Origin of the sequence: Streptomyces sp. UH6, from assembly GCF_013421635.1 — a bacterium.
GTDB classification, from domain to species: domain Bacteria; phylum Actinomycetota; class Actinomycetes; order Streptomycetales; family Streptomycetaceae; genus Streptomyces; species Streptomyces abyssomicinicus.
Window position 1 is genome coordinate 1 of sequence record NZ_JACADT010000033.1, and the last position, 16,819, is coordinate 16,819.

At 69.3% G+C, this 16,819-nt stretch carries 17 protein-coding genes and 2 pseudogenes; 4 read left to right on the forward strand and 15 right to left on the reverse strand.

From position 1 onward, the window contains the following. Positions 1-102 precede the first annotated feature (102 nt). The 4 genes from HW445_RS04480 to HW445_RS04495 form a co-directional block, all read right to left on the reverse strand. Positions 103-1,968 carry an adenylyl cyclase gene (locus tag HW445_RS04480; RefSeq protein ID WP_308798318.1) on the reverse strand — a complete coding sequence of 622 codons (1,866 nt, stop codon included), beginning with the start codon at positions 1,966-1,968 and terminating at the stop codon, positions 103-105. Positions 1,969-2,241: 273 nt separating this feature from the next. After that, on the reverse strand, positions 2,242-2,733 hold the full coding sequence (locus HW445_RS04485) for a hypothetical protein (protein ID WP_180219725.1): 492 nt from the start codon (positions 2,731-2,733) through the stop codon (positions 2,242-2,244). Further along, positions 2,730-3,419 carry a phosphotransferase gene (locus tag HW445_RS04490; protein ID WP_180219726.1) on the reverse strand — a complete coding sequence of 230 codons (690 nt, stop codon included), beginning with the start codon at positions 3,417-3,419 and terminating at the stop codon, positions 2,730-2,732. The genes HW445_RS04485 and HW445_RS04490 overlap by 4 nt, the downstream gene beginning before the upstream one ends. Before the next feature lie 84 nt (positions 3,420-3,503). Further along, positions 3,504-4,433 (reverse strand): LysR family transcriptional regulator, encoded by a 930-nt coding sequence (locus HW445_RS04495; RefSeq protein WP_180219727.1) that lies wholly within the window; start codon positions 4,431-4,433, stop codon positions 3,504-3,506. An 83-nt stretch (positions 4,434-4,516) separates the two neighbouring features. Between HW445_RS04495 and HW445_RS04500 the strand changes: the two genes are divergently transcribed. Then, positions 4,517-5,278 (forward strand): sulfite exporter TauE/SafE family protein, encoded by a 762-nt coding sequence (locus tag HW445_RS04500; RefSeq protein WP_180219728.1) that lies wholly within the window; start codon positions 4,517-4,519, stop codon positions 5,276-5,278. 211 nt (positions 5,279-5,489) lie between these two features. Here HW445_RS04500 and HW445_RS04505 read toward each other — a convergent pair whose 3' ends face one another. The 11 genes and pseudogenes from HW445_RS04505 to rpmB all read right to left on the reverse strand — a co-directional run bounded on the left by HW445_RS04505 (position 5,490) and on the right by rpmB (position 15,654). Beyond that, positions 5,490-5,894: an FKBP-type peptidyl-prolyl cis-trans isomerase gene (locus HW445_RS04505; RefSeq protein ID WP_180219729.1), complete on the reverse strand. Its 405-nt coding sequence runs from the start codon at positions 5,892-5,894 to the stop codon at positions 5,490-5,492. A 134-nt stretch (positions 5,895-6,028) separates the two neighbouring features. After that, positions 6,029-6,775 carry a methyltransferase domain-containing protein gene (locus tag HW445_RS04510; protein ID WP_180219730.1) on the reverse strand — a complete coding sequence of 249 codons (747 nt, stop codon included), beginning with the start codon at positions 6,773-6,775 and terminating at the stop codon, positions 6,029-6,031. Between the two features lie 17 nt (positions 6,776-6,792). Next, positions 6,793-7,848, reverse strand: a complete 1,056-nt coding sequence (rsgA, locus tag HW445_RS04515) for a ribosome small subunit-dependent GTPase A (RefSeq protein ID WP_180219741.1) — start codon at positions 7,846-7,848, stop codon at positions 6,793-6,795. Positions 7,849-8,483: 635 nt separating this feature from the next. Continuing rightward, positions 8,484-9,401: a myo-inosose-2 dehydratase gene (gene iolE, locus HW445_RS04520; protein ID WP_180219731.1), complete on the reverse strand. Its 918-nt coding sequence runs from the start codon at positions 9,399-9,401 to the stop codon at positions 8,484-8,486. Beyond that, positions 9,398-9,919 (reverse strand): hypothetical protein, encoded by a 522-nt coding sequence (locus HW445_RS04525; RefSeq protein WP_180219732.1) that lies wholly within the window; start codon positions 9,917-9,919, stop codon positions 9,398-9,400. Before HW445_RS04525 ends, iolE begins: the two co-directional genes overlap by 4 nt. A gap of 22 nt (positions 9,920-9,941) precedes the next feature. Next, complete coding sequence (locus tag HW445_RS04530) at positions 9,942-11,084, reverse strand: ferritin-like protein (RefSeq protein WP_180219733.1); 1,143 nt, start codon at positions 11,082-11,084, stop codon at positions 9,942-9,944. Positions 11,085-11,157: 73 nt separating this feature from the next. Then, on the reverse strand, positions 11,158-13,071 hold the full coding sequence (locus HW445_RS04535; RefSeq protein WP_180219734.1) for a GMC family oxidoreductase: 1,914 nt from the start codon (positions 13,069-13,071) through the stop codon (positions 11,158-11,160). Positions 13,072-13,746: 675 nt separating this feature from the next. Beyond that, positions 13,747-14,084: pseudogene (locus HW445_RS33275) on the reverse strand (ATP-binding cassette domain-containing protein); the annotation flags it as partial. A gap of 204 nt (positions 14,085-14,288) precedes the next feature. Next, positions 14,289-15,022: pseudogene (locus HW445_RS04545) on the reverse strand (GTP-binding protein); the annotation flags it as partial. Between the two features lie 90 nt (positions 15,023-15,112). Next, complete coding sequence (gene rpsN / locus HW445_RS04550) at positions 15,113-15,418, reverse strand: 30S ribosomal protein S14 (protein WP_180219736.1); 306 nt, start codon at positions 15,416-15,418, stop codon at positions 15,113-15,115. Beyond that, on the reverse strand, positions 15,418-15,654 hold the full coding sequence (rpmB, locus tag HW445_RS04555; RefSeq protein ID WP_180219737.1) for a 50S ribosomal protein L28: 237 nt from the start codon (positions 15,652-15,654) through the stop codon (positions 15,418-15,420). Before rpmB ends, rpsN begins: the two co-directional genes overlap by 1 nt. Before the next feature lie 83 nt (positions 15,655-15,737). Between rpmB and rpmG the strand changes: the two genes are divergently transcribed. The 3 genes from rpmG to HW445_RS04570 all read left to right on the forward strand — a co-directional run. After that, entirely contained in the window at positions 15,738-15,902 is a 165-nt protein-coding gene (rpmG, locus tag HW445_RS04560; protein WP_180219738.1) for a 50S ribosomal protein L33, read from the forward strand. A 64-nt stretch (positions 15,903-15,966) separates the two neighbouring features. Further along, a complete protein-coding gene (locus HW445_RS04565) occupies positions 15,967-16,221 on the forward strand; it encodes a type B 50S ribosomal protein L31 (protein ID WP_180219739.1) in 255 nt (84 codons plus the stop codon). Next, on the forward strand, positions 16,221-16,819 hold a 599-nt coding region (locus HW445_RS04570; RefSeq protein ID WP_306673272.1), incomplete at its 3' end, for a GTP-binding protein. The genes HW445_RS04565 and HW445_RS04570, both read left to right, overlap by 1 nt.

Here is a 16,819-nt window from a genome sequence, read left to right on the forward strand (position 1 = left end):
CAGGGGCGGCGGTGGACCGGTCGTCGGGCCGGGGGCGGCGGGAGAGCCGTTCGCCCGTCCCGCCACCCCCGTCGGTCGTCACCAGCAGCCCGGACCGACGGGTCAGACCGTGCCGACGCCGTTCGCGTACGACTTCATGAAGGAGAGCGCGAATCCGTTCGTGACGGGGTCGCCCGCCTTGTTCACGGTGTGCAGGATGCCGCCGCCACCCGGGCCGTTGAGGCAGGCCGTCACCAGCGAGGTGAGGACGACTCCCGGGGTGTCGGGGACCTCGTAGGCGCGGTCGGTGTAGATGTCCGCGTTGAGGTTGAAGTAGGCGTAGCTGCCCAGGCCCCACGCCTTGTGGTCCCTGACGTGGTCGGCGACCTTGTAGGCGGCGTAGCCGTTGGTGGAGCCGTGCCTCCACGCCGACTGGGTCGGGACGTCGTACGGGTGCTCGTTCTGGAAGAAGTAGGTGCGCCCCTGCTCGCCGTTCCAGACGACCTCGTGGTCCTGCCAGTGCTCGACGAAGAGACCGTAGGCCGTGACCCGGTCGCCGTTGACGATGAAGCCGACGCCGGCCGGGTTGACCGACCAGCCGATCGTGCCGTCGAGGCCGTGGTCGCCGCGCCAGGCCCAGATGTGGTCGGCGATCACGTCGTTGCTGTCGATCTGGATGCCGATCCTCGTGCCGCCGGCCACGGCGCCACCGATGCGCGGGAAGACGTCGAAGAGCGCGGTGGGCCGGTGCGCGTGGTTCTTCCGGCTGCGGCCGTCACCGACCCGCATCAGCACGGGGGAGTGGGCGGAGGCCGCTTCGAGCATCACGCCGGCCACGGTGACGTCACCGACGTCGGCGACCTCGACGAGCGAGTTGTGGTCGACGGCCTGGAGCGTGGCCAGCCCGAGGCCGAGGACGACGGTGCCCGGCCGGGTGACCCGCAGCGGCTCGGACAGCGGGTAGATGCCGGGAGTGATCAGCAGGTGCTTCCCGGCGGCGAGCGCCGCGTTCATCCGCGCGGCGGAGTCGCCCGGCCGTGCGACGTGGAACTTGGTCAGGGGGATGCGGTGACCGGCCGCCGGCCCGTTCTCCCAGGTGGTGCCACTGCCGTTGTGTCGTATCGCGGGCACGAAGACGTGGTAGGCGCCCTTGCGGTCGACGGTCAGGAACGGCTTCTCCCGGATCACCGGGGTGCGGTCGATCGTCGTGATGGGCGGGGACGGGAAGGAGGTGGCGGGCGCGCCCCGGACGCCGAGGAAGACCATGTTCCAGTTGGCGCCCTCCCAGCTGCCGATGGTGTCGTTGCGGGACAGCCACTGCTGCTGCGAGCCCGCGTTGATCCGGCCGTCCACCACGCTGTCGGCAAGGAATCCGCCGCTGGACCACCCGTTGCCGGGCGGGCTCGGCATCAGGATCATGTCGCCCTTGACGTGGCACCGGCGCATCGGCGCCGCCTGGGAGACAGCCCAGCGGTCCAGGCCGTCCGGCGGCACGATGGTCACGTTCTCGCAGGCCCGCCAGAAGTTCTGGGTGGCGTTGCCTTCGAACCACTGGGCGTCGGCGGTCACATGACCGTTGATCACGACGTCCTCGGGGCTGTCGCCGAGCCCGAGCACGTGGGTGTAGAAACCGAGGTTGATCTCGATGTCGTAGGTGCCGGGCTTGAACGCGAGGGCGAACCGCTCGGTGCCGAACTGATTGGCCTCCTGGACCGCGAAGACGGCGTCGATCCGCTCCTGGATGGCCGCGTCGCCCATCGAGGGGTCGAAGACGAGGACGTTCCGCCCGAGGTCGGCCTTTCCGTGGCCGGCGGCGCCCCGGTCCCCGGCACCGACGCCGGAGTCGGAGTCGGAGGGGCCGGAGACGGCGGTCGCGGGAGAGGGCGAGGACGCGGAGGCGGGACCCGCGACGGCGCCGCCCAACGGCACCGCTGCGGCGGCGGCCGCCGCACCGCGGAGCACGGCACGACGAGAGGAAATCTTGGACACGGCTCTCCCTGCATGTGGTGGGGCAAGACGGAATGTGGCTGGTCCTCAACCACGTTGAGAGCGCTCTCAGCCAGGGAGTGAATCACCGGCGGTGCCGAGCGTCAATGAGGTGGTGCAGACCAAAGTCGCCAAGGTTCCGGGGAGTTGGAGGAGAGCCTTTCCGTTGAAGGGGTGTCCGCCAGGCGTGCGCCTGCATACTGCACGAGTCGGCCACGTACGACCTGTTCGGTGGCTGTCGCGGCCTGCTGTGCCACCCATGGCCGGGTGAAGGCGTCAGTCCTCCTCGAACCGCCACAGGACGAGGAGCCTCTGGTTCGTCACCCCGATGAGGCAGATGTCGAGGGTCGGTCCGGCGATGACGTCGGCGTGGAACGCCGTTGTCAGGAAGTCCGCGTCCCTTCCCTCCTCGGCCCCGCCGTGGTTGGTGAAGTACGTGGGGCCCTCGCCCAGGCATTCGAGAAGTCGCCGCAGGCACTGCTCCCGTTTCGGATCTGGCGTTCGCAGGGAGACGGCGTCGGCATGGGCGACGAGGAGGGACCCTGCCGAAATGAGGGTCGCCAGCTCGAAGGCTCCGGCAGGGGACAGCACTTCCTGGGTGTGCTTGCGCAGGAGTGCGGGTTCGACGCTCTGCAGGACTGGGTGTCGCCGGACCACTTCAGCCACCGCTCGCGGCCAGTCGCCGCCGCTCCAGGACGCCAGCGCGGCGAAGCAATGCCGCGCATCGAAGCACTCCTGTGTGCCGGGTGGCAGCGGCAGGCGGATCACCGGCCTGACCGATCCGTGCGACCCACGCCGGGGCCGTCGCCGACACCGTCATGCCGCCGCAGCCATGCCGCCTCCGCGGGCGTCAGATTCGGGTCATCCAGCTTCGCTCGGGCCGCCTCCCGCATCCGTCCGGCCGGGTCGGTCCGGCAGCCGCTGCGGATACCGCGCAGCAACAGCCCCCGCACGGGGCGGGCGGCGAATCCCGGCAGGTCCGCACTGCCCACGGTCACCAGGGTCATCGCCACATCGGCGGCCGGATCACCGGCGCCCGCATTGCACCAGTCGATCACTACCGGTCCCCGCCGGGTCAGAATGACGTTGCCCGGATGCAGGTCCAGGTGCAGCACCCGGTCGCCATCCGCCGTGCCGAACCGCTTGGGCAGCCACTCCGGTGCCGGCAGCGCATGCAGCCGATCGTGCAGGCGGCCCAGCTCCCGGCCGAGAGAACCCGCCCGCCACGGACGCCGGGTCAGGACATCCAGCATCGTCGGCCCGGCCAGCCGCTCAAGAACCATGTCCGTGTCGGTGACCTCGAACACCCGCGGCACCGGATACCCACATGCCGCAAGGTGCGTCATCAAGCGTGATTCCAGACCGGTGGGCCCCCCGTGCCGGTACCGCCGCAGCACCCTGGACTCATCCAGGGCATACACATCAGCGTCCCGGCCCTGCGCGATCAACTCCATGCGGTGCAGTCTGCATTGACGCCCAGCCCACGCCAACAGGGCGAACGTCGCCTGACGCGGCACTTGCGGGCGTCGCTGACACCGTCAGTCGGCGGAGTCTTCGTGCGCGGGGTGGGGAGAACGCTCCGACTGGGCAGCGCGGCGCAGGTGTTCGGCGAGCGCTGCCGTCGCCGTCGGTGCGGCGCCGTCCTTGACGCCCCAGGCCAGCAGGTGGTGACGGCGAGCCCAGGAATCCTTGAGATCGCACACGTCGAGGTTCTGACGGGGGTCGATCGCGCGACGCGGTACGACGGCGAGCCCGACACCGGCGGCGACGAGGGAGACGAGCACGTGCAGGTTGGCGACGGTGGTGCGGTGGCGCGCCACCGGTGCGTGGGGCCCGAGGTGTTTCTCGATCCAGCGACGCAGGGAGGAGTCCGCGTCGAGGCCGACGAGGGGGTGCTCGGCGACTTCGCTGTAGGCCAGTGTGGTCCGCCCGGCAAGAATCCCTCCGGCCTGCCCGATGACGGCGAGGGAGTCGTCGCCGAGCGGTTCCGTCCGCAGGGCGCAGTCGCCGGCCTCGTCGTCGAGGACGACCCCCAGGTCCGCTTCGCCGTCGGTGAGCTTCCGCACGGTCTGCGGGGTGCGGCTCTCGGAGACGGTGACATCGGTGTCCGGGTGGGCGCGAAGGAACGAGATCAGCGCCTGCGGCACGAGGCGGTGCATGGCGGAGCCGCCGGCCAGCAGCCTCAGCGGAGCGGTCGGGGACCGGGTGTAGCTCGCGACGGCGCTTTCGAGCCGCGTGGTCCGGGCGAGTACGTCGCGGGCGTGGCGGGCCAGGGTCGTCCCCGCCGGTGTGGGCCGCACGCCTCGCCGGCCGCGGATCAGCAGTGCCACGCCGGCGTGGTGTTCCAGCGAGCGCACCCTGGCGCTGGCCGAGGGCAGGCTCATATGCATGCGATGAGCGCCCGCAGTGATCGACCCCTCCGTGACGACGTGGAGAAACAGCCGCAGGTCGTCCAGGTCGTAGCGCATCCTCCCAGCCTAAGGTGCAGCCTTAGGCTGGGTAGGTCGATTCCGCATTGTGGAACGGCCCGTCCCCGGGTGACGCTCGGCACGTGACCGAGTTTTCTCTCGCCCTGCTGGCGGGTGTCGCCGCCGGAGCACTGAACGCCATCGGGGGCGGAGGCACGTTCGTCGCGCTACCCGCCCTCGTCGCCCTCGGCCTGCCACCGGTGACGGCGAACGCGGTGTCGCGGGTCGCCCTCGTCCCCGGCGCCGTGGCCGGCGCGTGGGCGTACCGCCGCGAACTCACCCCGGTCGGGCCCGCCTCGACGAAGGCGCTGACGACGATCAGTGTGATCGGTGGTGGCGTCGGGGCCTGCCTGCTGCTGGCGCTGCCCGCGTCGTCGTTCGACGCCGCGGCACCGTGGCTGCTCGCCTTCGCCACGGTGATCCTCGCCTCCGGCCGCCACCTCTCCAGGGCGCTGAGCAGCGTGCTGGGCCGCCCGGCCGGCATGGGCTCACGAGCTGTCCTGATCGGACAGTTCTTCCTCGCCGTGTACGGCGGGTACTTCGGTGGAGCCGTAGGCATCCTGATGCTGGCCCTGTGGAGCATCGGCCTCGGCCTCGACGCTGTGGCCGGAAACCCGATGCGCCTCACGCAACTCGCGGCCATCTACCTCAGCGCGACGGTGCTGTTCCTCGTCGCCTCGGACGCGCTGAGCGCCCCGCTGCTCCTGACCGCCATGCTCGTCGGCGCCGTGGCCGGGGGCTTCGCCGGCGCCCACCTCGCCCGCCTGCTCCCCGCCGGGGTGCTGCGGGGCGTCCTCCTGACGACCGCCGTGATCACGACCGTCCTGTACTTCCTGCGCGACTGAGCACAGGGAGAAGCAGCGGCCGGAGCGGGAGCGACCCGGCGGACATCGTGCGGCAGGGCCTGCCGCTGCCTCCGGCGGCCATGTCGCGGTGGTCGCCGGAGGAGAAGAGCCAACGGGTTCCGCTGCGACTCGTTGACCGCCGGAGGTCACGAGGCGACCGCCACCCCGGCGGACGACGCAGCACGCCGCAGGGGAGGAGAGGCCGAAGCCACTAAGCGTTGCTCCACCCGGTCGTGCTGGAATACGAGTCCAGCAGGTCCACCACGAAGATCAGGGTCGAGCCTGGCGGGATCAACGGCGAAGGAGACTGATTGCCGTAGCCGAGACGCGGGGGAACGATGATCTCGCGCCGACCGCCGACCTTCATCCCCCTCACCCCCCGGTCCCAGCCCTTGATGACCTTGCCGCTGCCCAGGGCGAACTTGAACGGCTCCCCGCGGTCCCAGGAGGCATCGAACTCCTTCCCGGACGCGAAGGTCACCCCGACATAGTGGACCCGGACCACCATGCCCGGCTTCACCTCGGCTCCGTCCCCGACGACCAGGTCCCGGACGGCCAGCTCGGTAGGAGCGTCGACCTCCGGAACGGTGACCTCGGGTTTCGTCAGTTCACTCATTGCAGCCTCATCACCATCGGTCGGAAGCGGTCGCACGGACCAGTCGGACACGGGGACACCCCGTGCCGCTGACGAAGTGTCCCGTGAGGGGACCGGACGAGATGACGTCAGGTCCCCTCACGGGACGGGTTGTGTCAGCGCTTCATCAGGGCGAAGACGCCCCAGCTGAGGTACTCACGCCCGTAACGGGCGTACTGGGCGGGCTCGGTGGCGAGTTCTTCCCGCACCTCGGGGGTGAGTTCGTCGTCCGGGTTCTCATCGAGCCAACGGCGCATGCTGAGCCACTGGGCCGCGGCGTACCGGTCCCAGCTGTCCTGGTCGGCCAGCATCATCTCCACGACGTCGTACCCAAGCTCCTGGAACTGCTCGATCAGAGCGGGGAGGAGCAGGAAGTCGGCGATGGAGGTGGCGTGACATGCCTTGGCGGTCTCCTCGTCCGGAGGGGTCCGCCGCCAGAACGGTTCGCCGATCAGCATCATTCCGCCGGGGCGCAGGCTGCGCTGGAGGAGTTCGACGGTTCCGGCGACGCCGTTGCCGATCCAGGTGGCCCCGACGCAGGCGGTCAGATCGACCGGCTGGTCGGCGACGTGGCCGGCGGCGTCACCGTGGAGGAACTCGACCCGATCGGCGACGCCGAGTTCGGCGGCACGGGCGCGGGCCTGCTCGGTGAAGAGCGTGCTGATGTCCACCCCGGTGCCCGAGAAGCCCAGGTCACGTGCCCAGGTGCACAGCATCTCGCCCGAGCCGCTGGCCAGGTCGAGTACCCGTGTCCCAGCGGGGAGGCGGAGGGATTCGCCCAGGGCGGCGAACTTGTCAGCGGTGAACGGGTTGTGGATGCGGTGGTTGCTCTCGCGGATGGTGAAGATGCGGGGAAGGTCCACGGCCTGGTTCCTTTCCGTCATGCCTTGAAGTGAGGGGACTGCTTGAGGGCGCGCACTTGGCGCGAGATCTGCTTGAGGGGCCGTTCCAGCTCGGCGCGCAACCGCGCGTCGGAGCGGGAGGCGGCGTAGGCGTTCTCGCGCTGCAGCCGGTGGTAGCTGTCGAGGCGTCGCCGGGTGAGCCGGCCGTCCTCGACGGCGGACAGCACCGCGCAGCCCGGCTCGGTGGTATGGGCGCAGTCCGCGAAGCGGCAGGCCCGCGCCAGCTCGGTGATCTCGGCGAAGGTCTGCTCCACGCCCTCGTCGGCATCGTGCAGGCCCACGCCGCGCAGGCCTGGCGTGTCGAGCAGAACCCCGCCGTGGGGCAGCGGCAGCAGCTCGCGCCACGCGGTGGTGTGCCGGCCCTTGCCGTCACTGCCGCGCACCGCTCCGGTGGCCAGGGCGTCCTCGCCCAGAAGGCGGTTACCGAGGGTGGACTTACCGGCGCCCGAGAGCCCGATCAGGACGGCCGTGCCCGACAGGACGGCAGCCAGGACGTCCAGGCCCTCGCCGGTGGTGGCGCTGGTGACCAGCACCTCCGTGCCCGGGGCCACCTCGGCCACCGCGGCGGCCGCCGCGGTGGGGTCGGCGGACCGGTCGGCCTTGGTGAGCACCACCACGGGTGTGGCGCCGCTCTCCCACGCCAGGGCGAGCATCCGCTCGATCCGCCCGAGCTTGAGCGGGTCGGCGAGGGAGACGGCCACCGCCACGGTGTCGACGTTCGCGGCCAGTACCTGGGCCTTGGAGTTGCGCGAAGAGGTGGAGCGGACCACGGCGGTCCGGCGCTCCAGCACCTCCACCACGGTGGCGGAGGTCGCGGGGCTTGCCGGCCGGACGGCCACCCAGTCGCCGGTGCACGGCGTCAGCCGGTCATCGGTGCCCGAGGAAGGAGGGAGCACCGCGCGGACGGGGCCGGTCTCGGCGACGACGCCGCACAGGCCGCGCTCTGCCCGCACGACACGACCCGGAACCAGTCCCTCGGCCCGCGACGGGGCGAAGGAGCGCTCACGTTCCGTGTCCCAGCCGTAATCGGTCAGAGTCAGGACTCGCTCATGAGAGAGAGCAGGTGGGAAGGGAGTGGATTGATGAAACAAGGTGGAGACCCTTGAACGGGGGCCCGCCCGACGCCATGCGTGCCGAAAACACTCCCTACGAGGGAGGAAGGCAGGCGAAGGTCAGGACGAGGCCCGGGAGGTGTGGATGATCCGGGCACCGCACACAGCGGTGGTCTCCACGACAGTCATCAACACACCTCCTTGGATCTCCGTGAGCGAACCGGACGTCGCTCTGCGGAACACGGTAACACCCTCCGTGGACGTCGACGCCACTCGGGCGGCACGTTCGAGACGTGGATCACCGTCGACGTCCGGCGCGCAGCAGCAGGCGCCGCACGCTGCACCGCCGGCGTCATGGACCCGCGCGCCGGACACGCCGTCTGGGGGCCTGGCCGGGGAGCGCGGTCGTCGGTGTCGCGGATCGCGCACGGCGTCCTGTTGCTGAAGGCCGCGAAGATGGCCTCCGCCGAACTGATCGCGCACCGCGACACCTGGCAATGGCTCACCACCCGGGATCACGGCGGCAGAACGCCGTGCCTACGTCGCCGGATTCCCCGCACACCCGAGGACGACGCCATCAAGGCGTCTTCCCGGTTGTACTCAGGAGATGCGGGGTTTCACCAACCCAGGACTCCGGTGAGGTAGGTGCGAGCCATCTTGGCGTACTTCAGCGGGCATGCCTTCGCCGGGTCCTGCTCGGCCTCGACGACCAGCCATCCCTCGTAGCCGGTTTCCCCCAGCACCGAGAGGATGGGCTTGAAGTCGATCGCGCCTTCCGTGTCTCCCGGCACGGTGAAGGCACCCTGCTCGATTGCCTCCTGGAAGGACAGCCGGTCGCTCTTCACCTTGTCGACCACGGCCTGGCGGATGTTCTTGAGGTGAACGTGCTTGATCCGCCGGCTGTGTTCCTCCGCGGTCCTGAGCGGGTTGTCGCCCGCGAACTGGAGATGCCCGGTGTCGAGCAGCAGGTGCACGAGGTTTTCGTCGGTGCCGGCCATCAGCCTGTCGATGTCCTTCGCCGTCTGCACCCCGGTGCCCATGTGGTGGTGGTAGCAGAGCCGCATTCCCTTGTCCGCGGCCAGCCTGCCGATTTCGTCGAGACCGCCGGTGAGGAGGTCCCATTCGTCATCGGTGAACGTGGGGCGGTGATCGAAGACCGGGATGGGCTGCAGGTGTGACGACTGCCCGAATTCGGCGACCACGATGTCCTTGCCGTCCACATTCTCGAGGAAATGAAGCTGCCTCTTGAAGTTTTCGACGGTCCGGACTCCTTCACCGATGGTGAAGTAGGTGCTCACCCAGGGCTCGGACACCTTCAGGTCGCGCAGGTCGAGTGCCTCCTTGAGCACCGCAGGGTCGGTCGGGAACTTGTGACCGATGCTGCAACCCTGGAATCCCGCGAGCGCCATCTCGCTCACGCATTGCTCGAACGGGATACCGATGTCGATCAGCGGAAAGTCGTCGTTCCACCACAGTGTCGGCGTTACGCCGAGTGACACCTTGTCGCGACCCAGGTTCGGGACAATGCCGGTCATGACACTTTCTCCTCGTGGAAGTTCTCGAACACGGGCGGATTGGCCCACGACCCGTAGCCCGGCGCCTTCGCGCCGGAGGGGTGGGCGCCGATCGCCCGCCACAACAGCCCCTCGGTGTAGGCCTCGGGGGAGACGACGAACAGGGGTTTGCGTTCGTCCATGCCGTGGCCGCTCTCTTCCCCGGGCCGGCTGTCGTCCGGGACGGCCGGCTTCGCTCCGCTTCGCCCGGGAGCCGTCCAGGCCGCCACGTCCATGCGTCCCGCCAGTTCCGGGCCGTACCAGACGCCGACGTACCAGAGCTTGATGATGCTCTTCACCACCGGATCGGCGGAGGTGGCGGAGGGATCGGAGGTCAGCGCCCTCTGGATCACGTCCGGCCTTTCCTGCTCCACGACCGTCTTGTAGTACGCCTCTGCCTGCCCGGTTCCCCACAGGTCGAACTCGCTGAACCCTGTCACCGCGGCAGAGAACTTCACGAATTCGCGCAGGTCTTCTTCTTCGTTCGTTCCTTGCGTCATGGTCCCGCCTCCTTCGACGGTCTCAGAGCTCGAATGTCGGGCCGGCGTTCGCCCCTGGATGCGCTGTGAGCGGGTTGCGGATGAGTCGATTCATACCGTCACGCATGCGGAACATCTCCCAGACCGCCTCGAGCAGAAGGTTGGGCTGACCTTTGTAGGCCAGGTTGATTTTGGCCAGGAAGGCGGCGTAGAACTCGTTGAATTCCTTGGCGGCCGCCAGGATGTGCGGGTCTTCCGCGAGGTGCTCCAGCTTGAGGTCCGGCTTCACCGGATAGACGGCACTCCAGTCGACGTGCAGTTCCGGGCCGGAAGGAGATCCCGGCTCATCGCCCTTCTGGTAGTAGCGCCCCTTCTCCAACTGCTGGAACCTGTAGTAGTGGGCGATCTCGTCCTGGCTGTCGAAGATGCCGCCGTGCAGCCCTTCGCCCTGCTCCGCGACGAGGGTGAGCGCCGCGACCGCCGTGTCGCGGCCGGTCACCTCGATCACATCGCCGCCCCCGGAGTAGAAGTACTCGGGAGTCACCTGGCGGGCGGGCTCGCCGGTGAAGATGGTCTTCCCCGCCTTACGGGCCTCGTCCTCCAGGCGGTTGATGCCTCGGATGATCTCCTCGTAGAACTCACCGATGCTCAGGAAGCGGTAGGTGGGTTCTCCGGGGACGAGGCCGAGGATCGTCCCGGACTGCTCGAGTTCGGCCAGTTCCTCCGAGGCAGGCGTCGCGCCGTCGGACGTCAGTCCGAGCGCCGCCCAGTCCATCGGTACGTACCTGTCCTTCTCGGCTTCTGCCTGCGCCGGCTTCTCGATCGCCAGGAACGTCTCCAGGGCCTCGGGCGAGAACGGCCGGAGATGCACCTTGAAGTACTCGGGACCACACGGCAGGTGCGCCGGGTAGTTCGGCACGAAGCCCTGCTTGGTGAGTTCCGGCGTCCCGCCCACGGCGTTCAGGACGTTCGCGACCAGGGTGAGGTGCAGCATCTCCTCGACGGCCACGACCCTGATGACGTGCCAGGCGTCGGCGTTCTTCCCGGGATGCAGCGAGTAGAGCGCGGTCAGGTAGGGCGGGAGCGTTGCATGCTCCAGTTGGAGCCCTTTGTAGAGGTACTGGTGAAGGTCATCGATGGTCTGGATCTTGGTGCCCTGAGCGGGCTCCACTGTGGAAACGGACATGTTCCCCCAATCGTGGGCGGTTGACAGTTGGCGGTTGGCGGTGGTCGCGTTCAACCGCTGTTCCATGGGCCGTCTACGCCCGAACGAGGGCCGGCGCCTTCGCGGCACGCAGGTACCTGGCGATGTGGGCCGCGCTGCGGAAGGCGAGCGCCGCCATGGTCAGGCTGATGTTCGACGTCCCGATCGTGGGCAGGCTGCCGGGGCCGATGAGGTAGAGGTTCTCGTGGTCCCACGAGTGCTGGGTGTGGTCGACCACGGAGGTCGCCGGGTCCGTCCCCATGATGTGCGTGCCCGCCAGGTGGTTGCCGCCCACGATGTTGTACCACTGGCCCTCGTGCTCGACGGCGCTGTGGCTGTTCCTGTCGTACGTGGTCCTGTCCTCGGCGCCGAGCTTCTCGAAGATGTCGGTCGCGAGCTTGCGGGCGAACGCGGCGCCCCGCATCGTGTAGGGCGGGATCTTCAGCGACACGACCGGTTTCACGTTGCCGAGGGCGTCCTTGTAGCGGTCGTCGACGGTCACCTTGTTGTTCCTGTCGGGCAGCAGGTCGATCATGAAGGCCAGGAGAAGCTGCCGGGAGATCCGGTCCCCGAGTGTCCGGCGCAACTCAGGCCCGCGCAGACCCTGTCTGTCCACGAGATCGACCAGGTCCGTGTAGGGCGAGCCGGTCGCCCATCCCCAGCCGTCGTTGTGGATGTCCACGCCGAATCCGGCCTGGGTACTGCGGAACGGTCCGCCGCGCAGGTCGGTGATCCCGCTCGTGCAGGATGTGCCTCGCATCGTGCCGGCCGGCTTGGGCAGCAGGCCCCAGGACAGCAGGTAGGCGTGGTCCATCAGGTTGCAGCCGATCAGCCCGCTGCGGCTCATGCGCTGCATGTCGGAGGCCAGCATGAGCCGGGCGTTCTCGATGGCGTGCGCGCACAGTACGTAGACGGCGCCCTTCACCGTGTACGTCTCGTGCCTCGCGGAGTCCAGCGACTCGTACTTCTTGACGGTGATACCGGTCACCCGTCCGTCGAGCTCGTTGATCTCGACCTTCGACGCGACTGCTTGCGTCACGATCTTGACGTTGCCCTTGCGGAGTGCCTTGGTCAGCGTCTTTCCCGCGTGATACTTGGCCTGCACGGGACAGATCGGGACGCAGTTGGTGTTGCCCTGGCAGCGCTCACCCTCTTCCACCTGGCTCGTGCTCACCGCTCCGACCGGGACGAAGCCCTTGCCGCCGTCGTACGCCGCGTTCGGCACGCCGTTGCGGGCCTGCGGAAAGCTCCGCACCTGGAGGGTGTAATCGTCGTCCGCCAGGTTGACCCGCATGCCGTCGACGCCCTGGGCGACCACCTGGTCGAGGTAGGACGGCGGCATGCGGTGCATCGGGAACACGTATCCCTCCGGGAAGTGCATCCCCAGGTACGCCTGGTCCTCGACCTCGGCGGATACGCCCAGTTCGGCCTCGGCCTGCCGGTAGTAGGGCTCCAGGTCGTCATAGCTGAGCGGCCAGTTCAGGCCCTGGCCGTACTTGGTGCGCAGGTCGAAGTCCTCGGGAAGCATGCGCAGCGCTTTTCCCTCCCAGTGCATGGAGGTGCCACCGAGGACCCGTGTGAAGGTGGTGTCCGTGCAGTACTTGTCCTCCTGCACGAGGTAGAAGTCGTCCGGGGGTGTGTCCGGACGCACCGGCATGGTGTCGGTGCTCCTGGGCATCCGGGCGTTCGGGTTGAACGGGTACGGAGACTGGTTGTCCTTGACGACTGCGCCGTAGAACCGCGACAGGTACGACTCGTACTCGGCGAGATCCAGGTCCTTGCCAGGACCGGCTTCGAGGATCACCACCCTGTAGCCCGCCTGGCTCAACTGCTCGGCGATGATGGACCCTGCCATGCCGCCGCCGACGACAACGGCGTCCCATTCGTCTCTCGCAGCGTCCGCGGCGCTGGTCTGCGTCGCGGCGCCGGCTGGAAAGATCACTGGGTCCGTACCGTCGTAAGACGTCATTGATTCCCCTTGTCGTGTCTGGGGTGACCTCACCCCGGCTACGGGCAGAACAGCCCGGTGACAGATCGGACCAGCCGTCAGAACGGATGGCGATCAAACGACTGCTGAAGGCCCGCCGCTGTCACTGCCGAAGGGGAACCGGCTCAGAATGCGCATTCGAGCTGGAGAACCAAGGCAAGCAAGCATCGCGGCGCCCACCGACGCACCACTGGGCGCCCCGTCATCACCAGCAGGCTTGCGCCCGCCAACTGCCGTCGCTCGAGCCGTTGTTGGTTCGTCCGCGCACAGACCGTGCGAGGGTCACCCTCGCCTTGCGATCGACCACAGCTGACGCCGCTCGCTGATCCACCAGGGATTGCGGGAATGGCCTCAGGAGCGAGGTTTGCATATGGCAGTCATGTCCGCCCCACCGCGGCGTGGATCTTGTCGGCGGCCCACCCGTCGGGTGTAATACGCGACGCGGGAATGTTCTCGCGGCGAACGCGTGAACACCTGTTGGACGGTTTTCCTGCGCTGCGGCACACCTGCGCTCGCGCATGCTGGAGGCAGGCGAGTCCGTAGTGACGTCGGCGTAGTGGTGGGGGGACTCGTCCGTGGCCATCACTCTCGGTTACTGCGCGGGGCCTTCAGGGCCGTGGCGGGTGACGGCTCCTCCCGGGTGGCCGGCCCTCGATGTGCCCCGATCCGCTCCCTCGCCTCCGGATCCAGGCCGGTGGTCGGCTCGTCGAGAAGCAGCAGGTTCGGACTCCTGGACCCAACCCCTGTGCAATCAGGGCACGCTGACGCCGGCCACCCGACAACTCGCCGAGTTGCCGGGCAGCGAGGTCCCCGATGCCGAGCCGATCGAGCGCCCCGTCCACGGTCGCGTGATCCTCACGGGTCAGTCGGCGCCACGGGCCGCGCGACCCCGATTGCCCCATCTCCACGGTCTGCCGGACCGTGAGCGGCAGTGCGTCGCTGACGGCTGCGCGCTGCGGAACGAAGGCCGGCGGCCGGCCTCCGGCGCGGTGGAGGACTACGCCCACGACGGCCACCGCCACGCAGAGCACGACGGCCACTGGGACGACCACTGACCGACCGGTTCACCGGTTGCCCGGGACAGGGACGGGACGCCCCCAGGCGCTTCGAGGGTCGAGGGTCGAGGGCCGAGGGCCGAGGGGGGACCGGGCCGGACGGGACGGTGCCGTGGCTGCGACCACCGTCCGGCCCGGAGTCTCTCAGGCGTGGCCCGCGAGCGCGGACTGCTCGTGCTCGCAGGCGTCGTCGATGCCGTAGGTGTCCCAGACGGGGAACGGGTTGTCCGGCGGCGGACTCTCGCCGTCGGACATCAGGCAGGTGGTGAGCGCCGCCTGAAGCGCTGCGGCGTCCAGGTGGGTGCCGATGAAGACCAGCTCCTGGACGTAGGTGCTGTCCGCGTCCCGGGCGGCGGAGGGCTCGAAGCGCGCGACGGGGCCGGCCTGGGACCAGAGCCCTGTCACGTGCGGGCGGTCGGCCGGCGTGAAGAGCCCTTGGAGCGCAGGATCTCCCCGTGGCGCCCGCTGTCCATCTCCTCGGTGACGAACCGCCACAACCGCGTCGGGTGGAAGGGCCGGTCGGAGCGGAAGACGGTCGAGGAGATGCCGTACTCCTCGGTCTCCGGCACATGGTCGCCGTTGAGTTCCCTGACCCAGCCCGGGGCCTGGGCCCGGTCCAGGTCGAACAGCCCGGAGTCGAGAATTTGTTGGACGTCGACGATTCCTTGGACGGCCGGTACGACTTTGGCGGCCGGGTTGAGGCGGGTGAGGGCCGCCCGGAGCCGGTCGGCGGCGGGCGCGTCGACCAGGTCCAGCTTGTTGAGGACGATGACGTCCGCGAACTCGACCTGGTCCATCAGCAGGTCGCTGACGGTGCGTTCGTCGTCCTCGTACTGGTCCAGCCCGCGCGCGACCAGGTCGTCACCACCCGCCAGTTCAAAGTGCTGTCGGCGGGCCGGCGGCAGGTGCCCGGCCACGGCTCCGCCGAGCCGCGGCCGGGTGCCTGCCGTTCCGGGGTGCCCCGACGGTCACCAGGACGACTTGGTGACTCCGGGAAGGAAGCCGGCGTGCGCCTGTTCGCGCATCCGGACGCGGGAGAGGCCGAACTTGCGCAGGTGGCCGCGGGGCCGGCCGTCCACGCTGTCGCGGTTGCGGACCCGGGTGGCGCTCGCGTCGCGCGGCTGGCGGCGCAACTCCGCCCAGGCGGCGGAGCGTTCGGCGTCCGAGGTGTCGGGGTGGCGGATGGTCTCCTTGAGCTCCGCCCGCCGGGCCGCGTACCGCTCGACGGTCACCCTGCGCTTCTCGTTCTGTGCGATCTTGCTCTTCTTCGCCATCAGACCTTCCCTCCCCGGGCGCGGATGCGCGCCACTGCGGCCTCGACGCCGATGCTGTCGACGGTCTTGATCGCCTTGGCGCTCAGCGTCAGCCGGACGTACCGGCCCTCGCTCGCGAGCCAGTAGCGCTTGTGCTGGATGTTCGGGTCGAAGCGGCGCGAGGTGCGCCGGTGCGAGTGGGAGATCTTGTTGCCGAAGCCCGGCTTGGCGCCGGTCAGTTGGCAGTGGGCGGACAAGGGGATACCTGCCTCTTCGTGGTCGGGGGTGCGGCGGTGGAGCTGGTTTCGAAAATGAAAACCGTTCCCATATAGTACCGGTCATGGCACGCAACGAACTCCGCCCCGTCATCAAGCTCCGCTCCACCGCCGGCACCGGCTTCACCTATGTCACCCGCAAGAACCGCCGGAACGACCCGGACCGGATGGTGCTGCGCAAGTACGACCCGATCGCCCGCGAGCACGTCGACTTCCGCGAAGAACGCTGACGCGACCCGGCCTCCGCCCGACCCGTCAGCCCCGCCCGACCCGTCAGACCACGAAGGACATCCCATGAAGCCCGGAATCCACCCCGCCTACGGCCCCGTCGTCTTCCGCGACCGGGCGGCGAACCACGCCTTCCTCACCCGCTCCACCATGACCGGCGACAAGACCGTCGAGTGGGAGGACGGCAACACCTACCCGGTCGTCGACGTCGAGATCTCGAACGTGAGCCACCCCTTCTACACGGGCACGGCGCGCGTCCTGGACACCGCCGGACGCGTCGAGCGGTTCGAGCGCCGGTACGGCCGGATCGGGGAGAAGTGATGGCAGGGCAGGCCCCGCTGCCCGTCGTGATCGTCGGCGGGCTGCACTCCGCCGCGCGCAAGGAGACCGTGGACGGTCTGCTGCGCACCGTGCCCGGCAGCGTCGCGCTCCACCACGACCTGTCCACGGCGGCCGACGGCACCGTGCTGCGCCTGGTGCGGGACGCCTCGGGCGAGCTGTCCCGAGGTGACACCCGGCTGGTCAACGACTGCGCCTGCTGCGCGCTGCGCGAGGACCTGGTCCCCGAGCTGGAGCGGCTCGCGGACGGCGGCCTGACCCGGCTCGCCGTCGTCGAGCTGTGGGACTCGGTCGAGCCGAAGGCCATGGCCGAAGTCGTCGCCGCGCACGGCGCCGGCGCCCTCGAACTCACCAACGTGATCACGGCGGTCGACCCCGCACTCGTCCTGCCCTGCCTCGGCAACGGCGACGACCTCGCCGAGGCGGGCCTCGCCGCCGCCGCGACCGACCGGCGCACCGTCGGCGACACCTGGGCCCGGCAGCTGGAGTACGCCCCGGTCCTCGCCGTCGTCGACAGTGACGAGGCCGACGACGAGGACCGCGCCCTGCTCGCCCAGCTCCACCCCACCGCCCGCCAGGC

What these genes read in the sequence shown, in the direction of transcription:
- rpsN (WP_180219736.1), bottom strand. Translation starts at nt 15,418, where the DNA reads ATGGCGAAGAAGAGCAAGATCGCACAGAACGAGAAGCGCAGGGTGACC.
- HW445_RS04490 (WP_180219726.1), bottom strand. Translation starts at nt 3,419, where the DNA reads ATGGAGTTGATCGCGCAGGGCCGGGACGCTGATGTGTATGCCCTGGAT.
- HW445_RS04495 (WP_180219727.1), bottom strand. Translation starts at nt 4,433, where the DNA reads ATGCGCTACGACCTGGACGACCTGCGGCTGTTTCTCCACGTCGTCACG.
- rpmG (WP_180219738.1), top strand. Translation starts at nt 15,738, where the DNA reads ATGGCACGCAACGAACTCCGCCCCGTCATCAAGCTCCGCTCCACCGCC.
- HW445_RS04530 (WP_180219733.1), bottom strand. Translation starts at nt 11,084, where the DNA reads ATGTCCGTTTCCACAGTGGAGCCCGCTCAGGGCACCAAGATCCAGACC.
- HW445_RS04525 (WP_180219732.1), bottom strand. Translation starts at nt 9,919, where the DNA reads ATGACGCAAGGAACGAACGAAGAAGAAGACCTGCGCGAATTCGTGAAG.
- HW445_RS04565 (WP_180219739.1), top strand. Translation starts at nt 15,967, where the DNA reads ATGAAGCCCGGAATCCACCCCGCCTACGGCCCCGTCGTCTTCCGCGAC.
- iolE (WP_180219731.1), bottom strand. Translation starts at nt 9,401, where the DNA reads ATGACCGGCATTGTCCCGAACCTGGGTCGCGACAAGGTGTCACTCGGC.
- HW445_RS04505 (WP_180219729.1), bottom strand. Translation starts at nt 5,894, where the DNA reads ATGAGTGAACTGACGAAACCCGAGGTCACCGTTCCGGAGGTCGACGCT.
- HW445_RS04535 (WP_180219734.1), bottom strand. Translation starts at nt 13,071, where the DNA reads ATGACGTCTTACGACGGTACGGACCCAGTGATCTTTCCAGCCGGCGCC.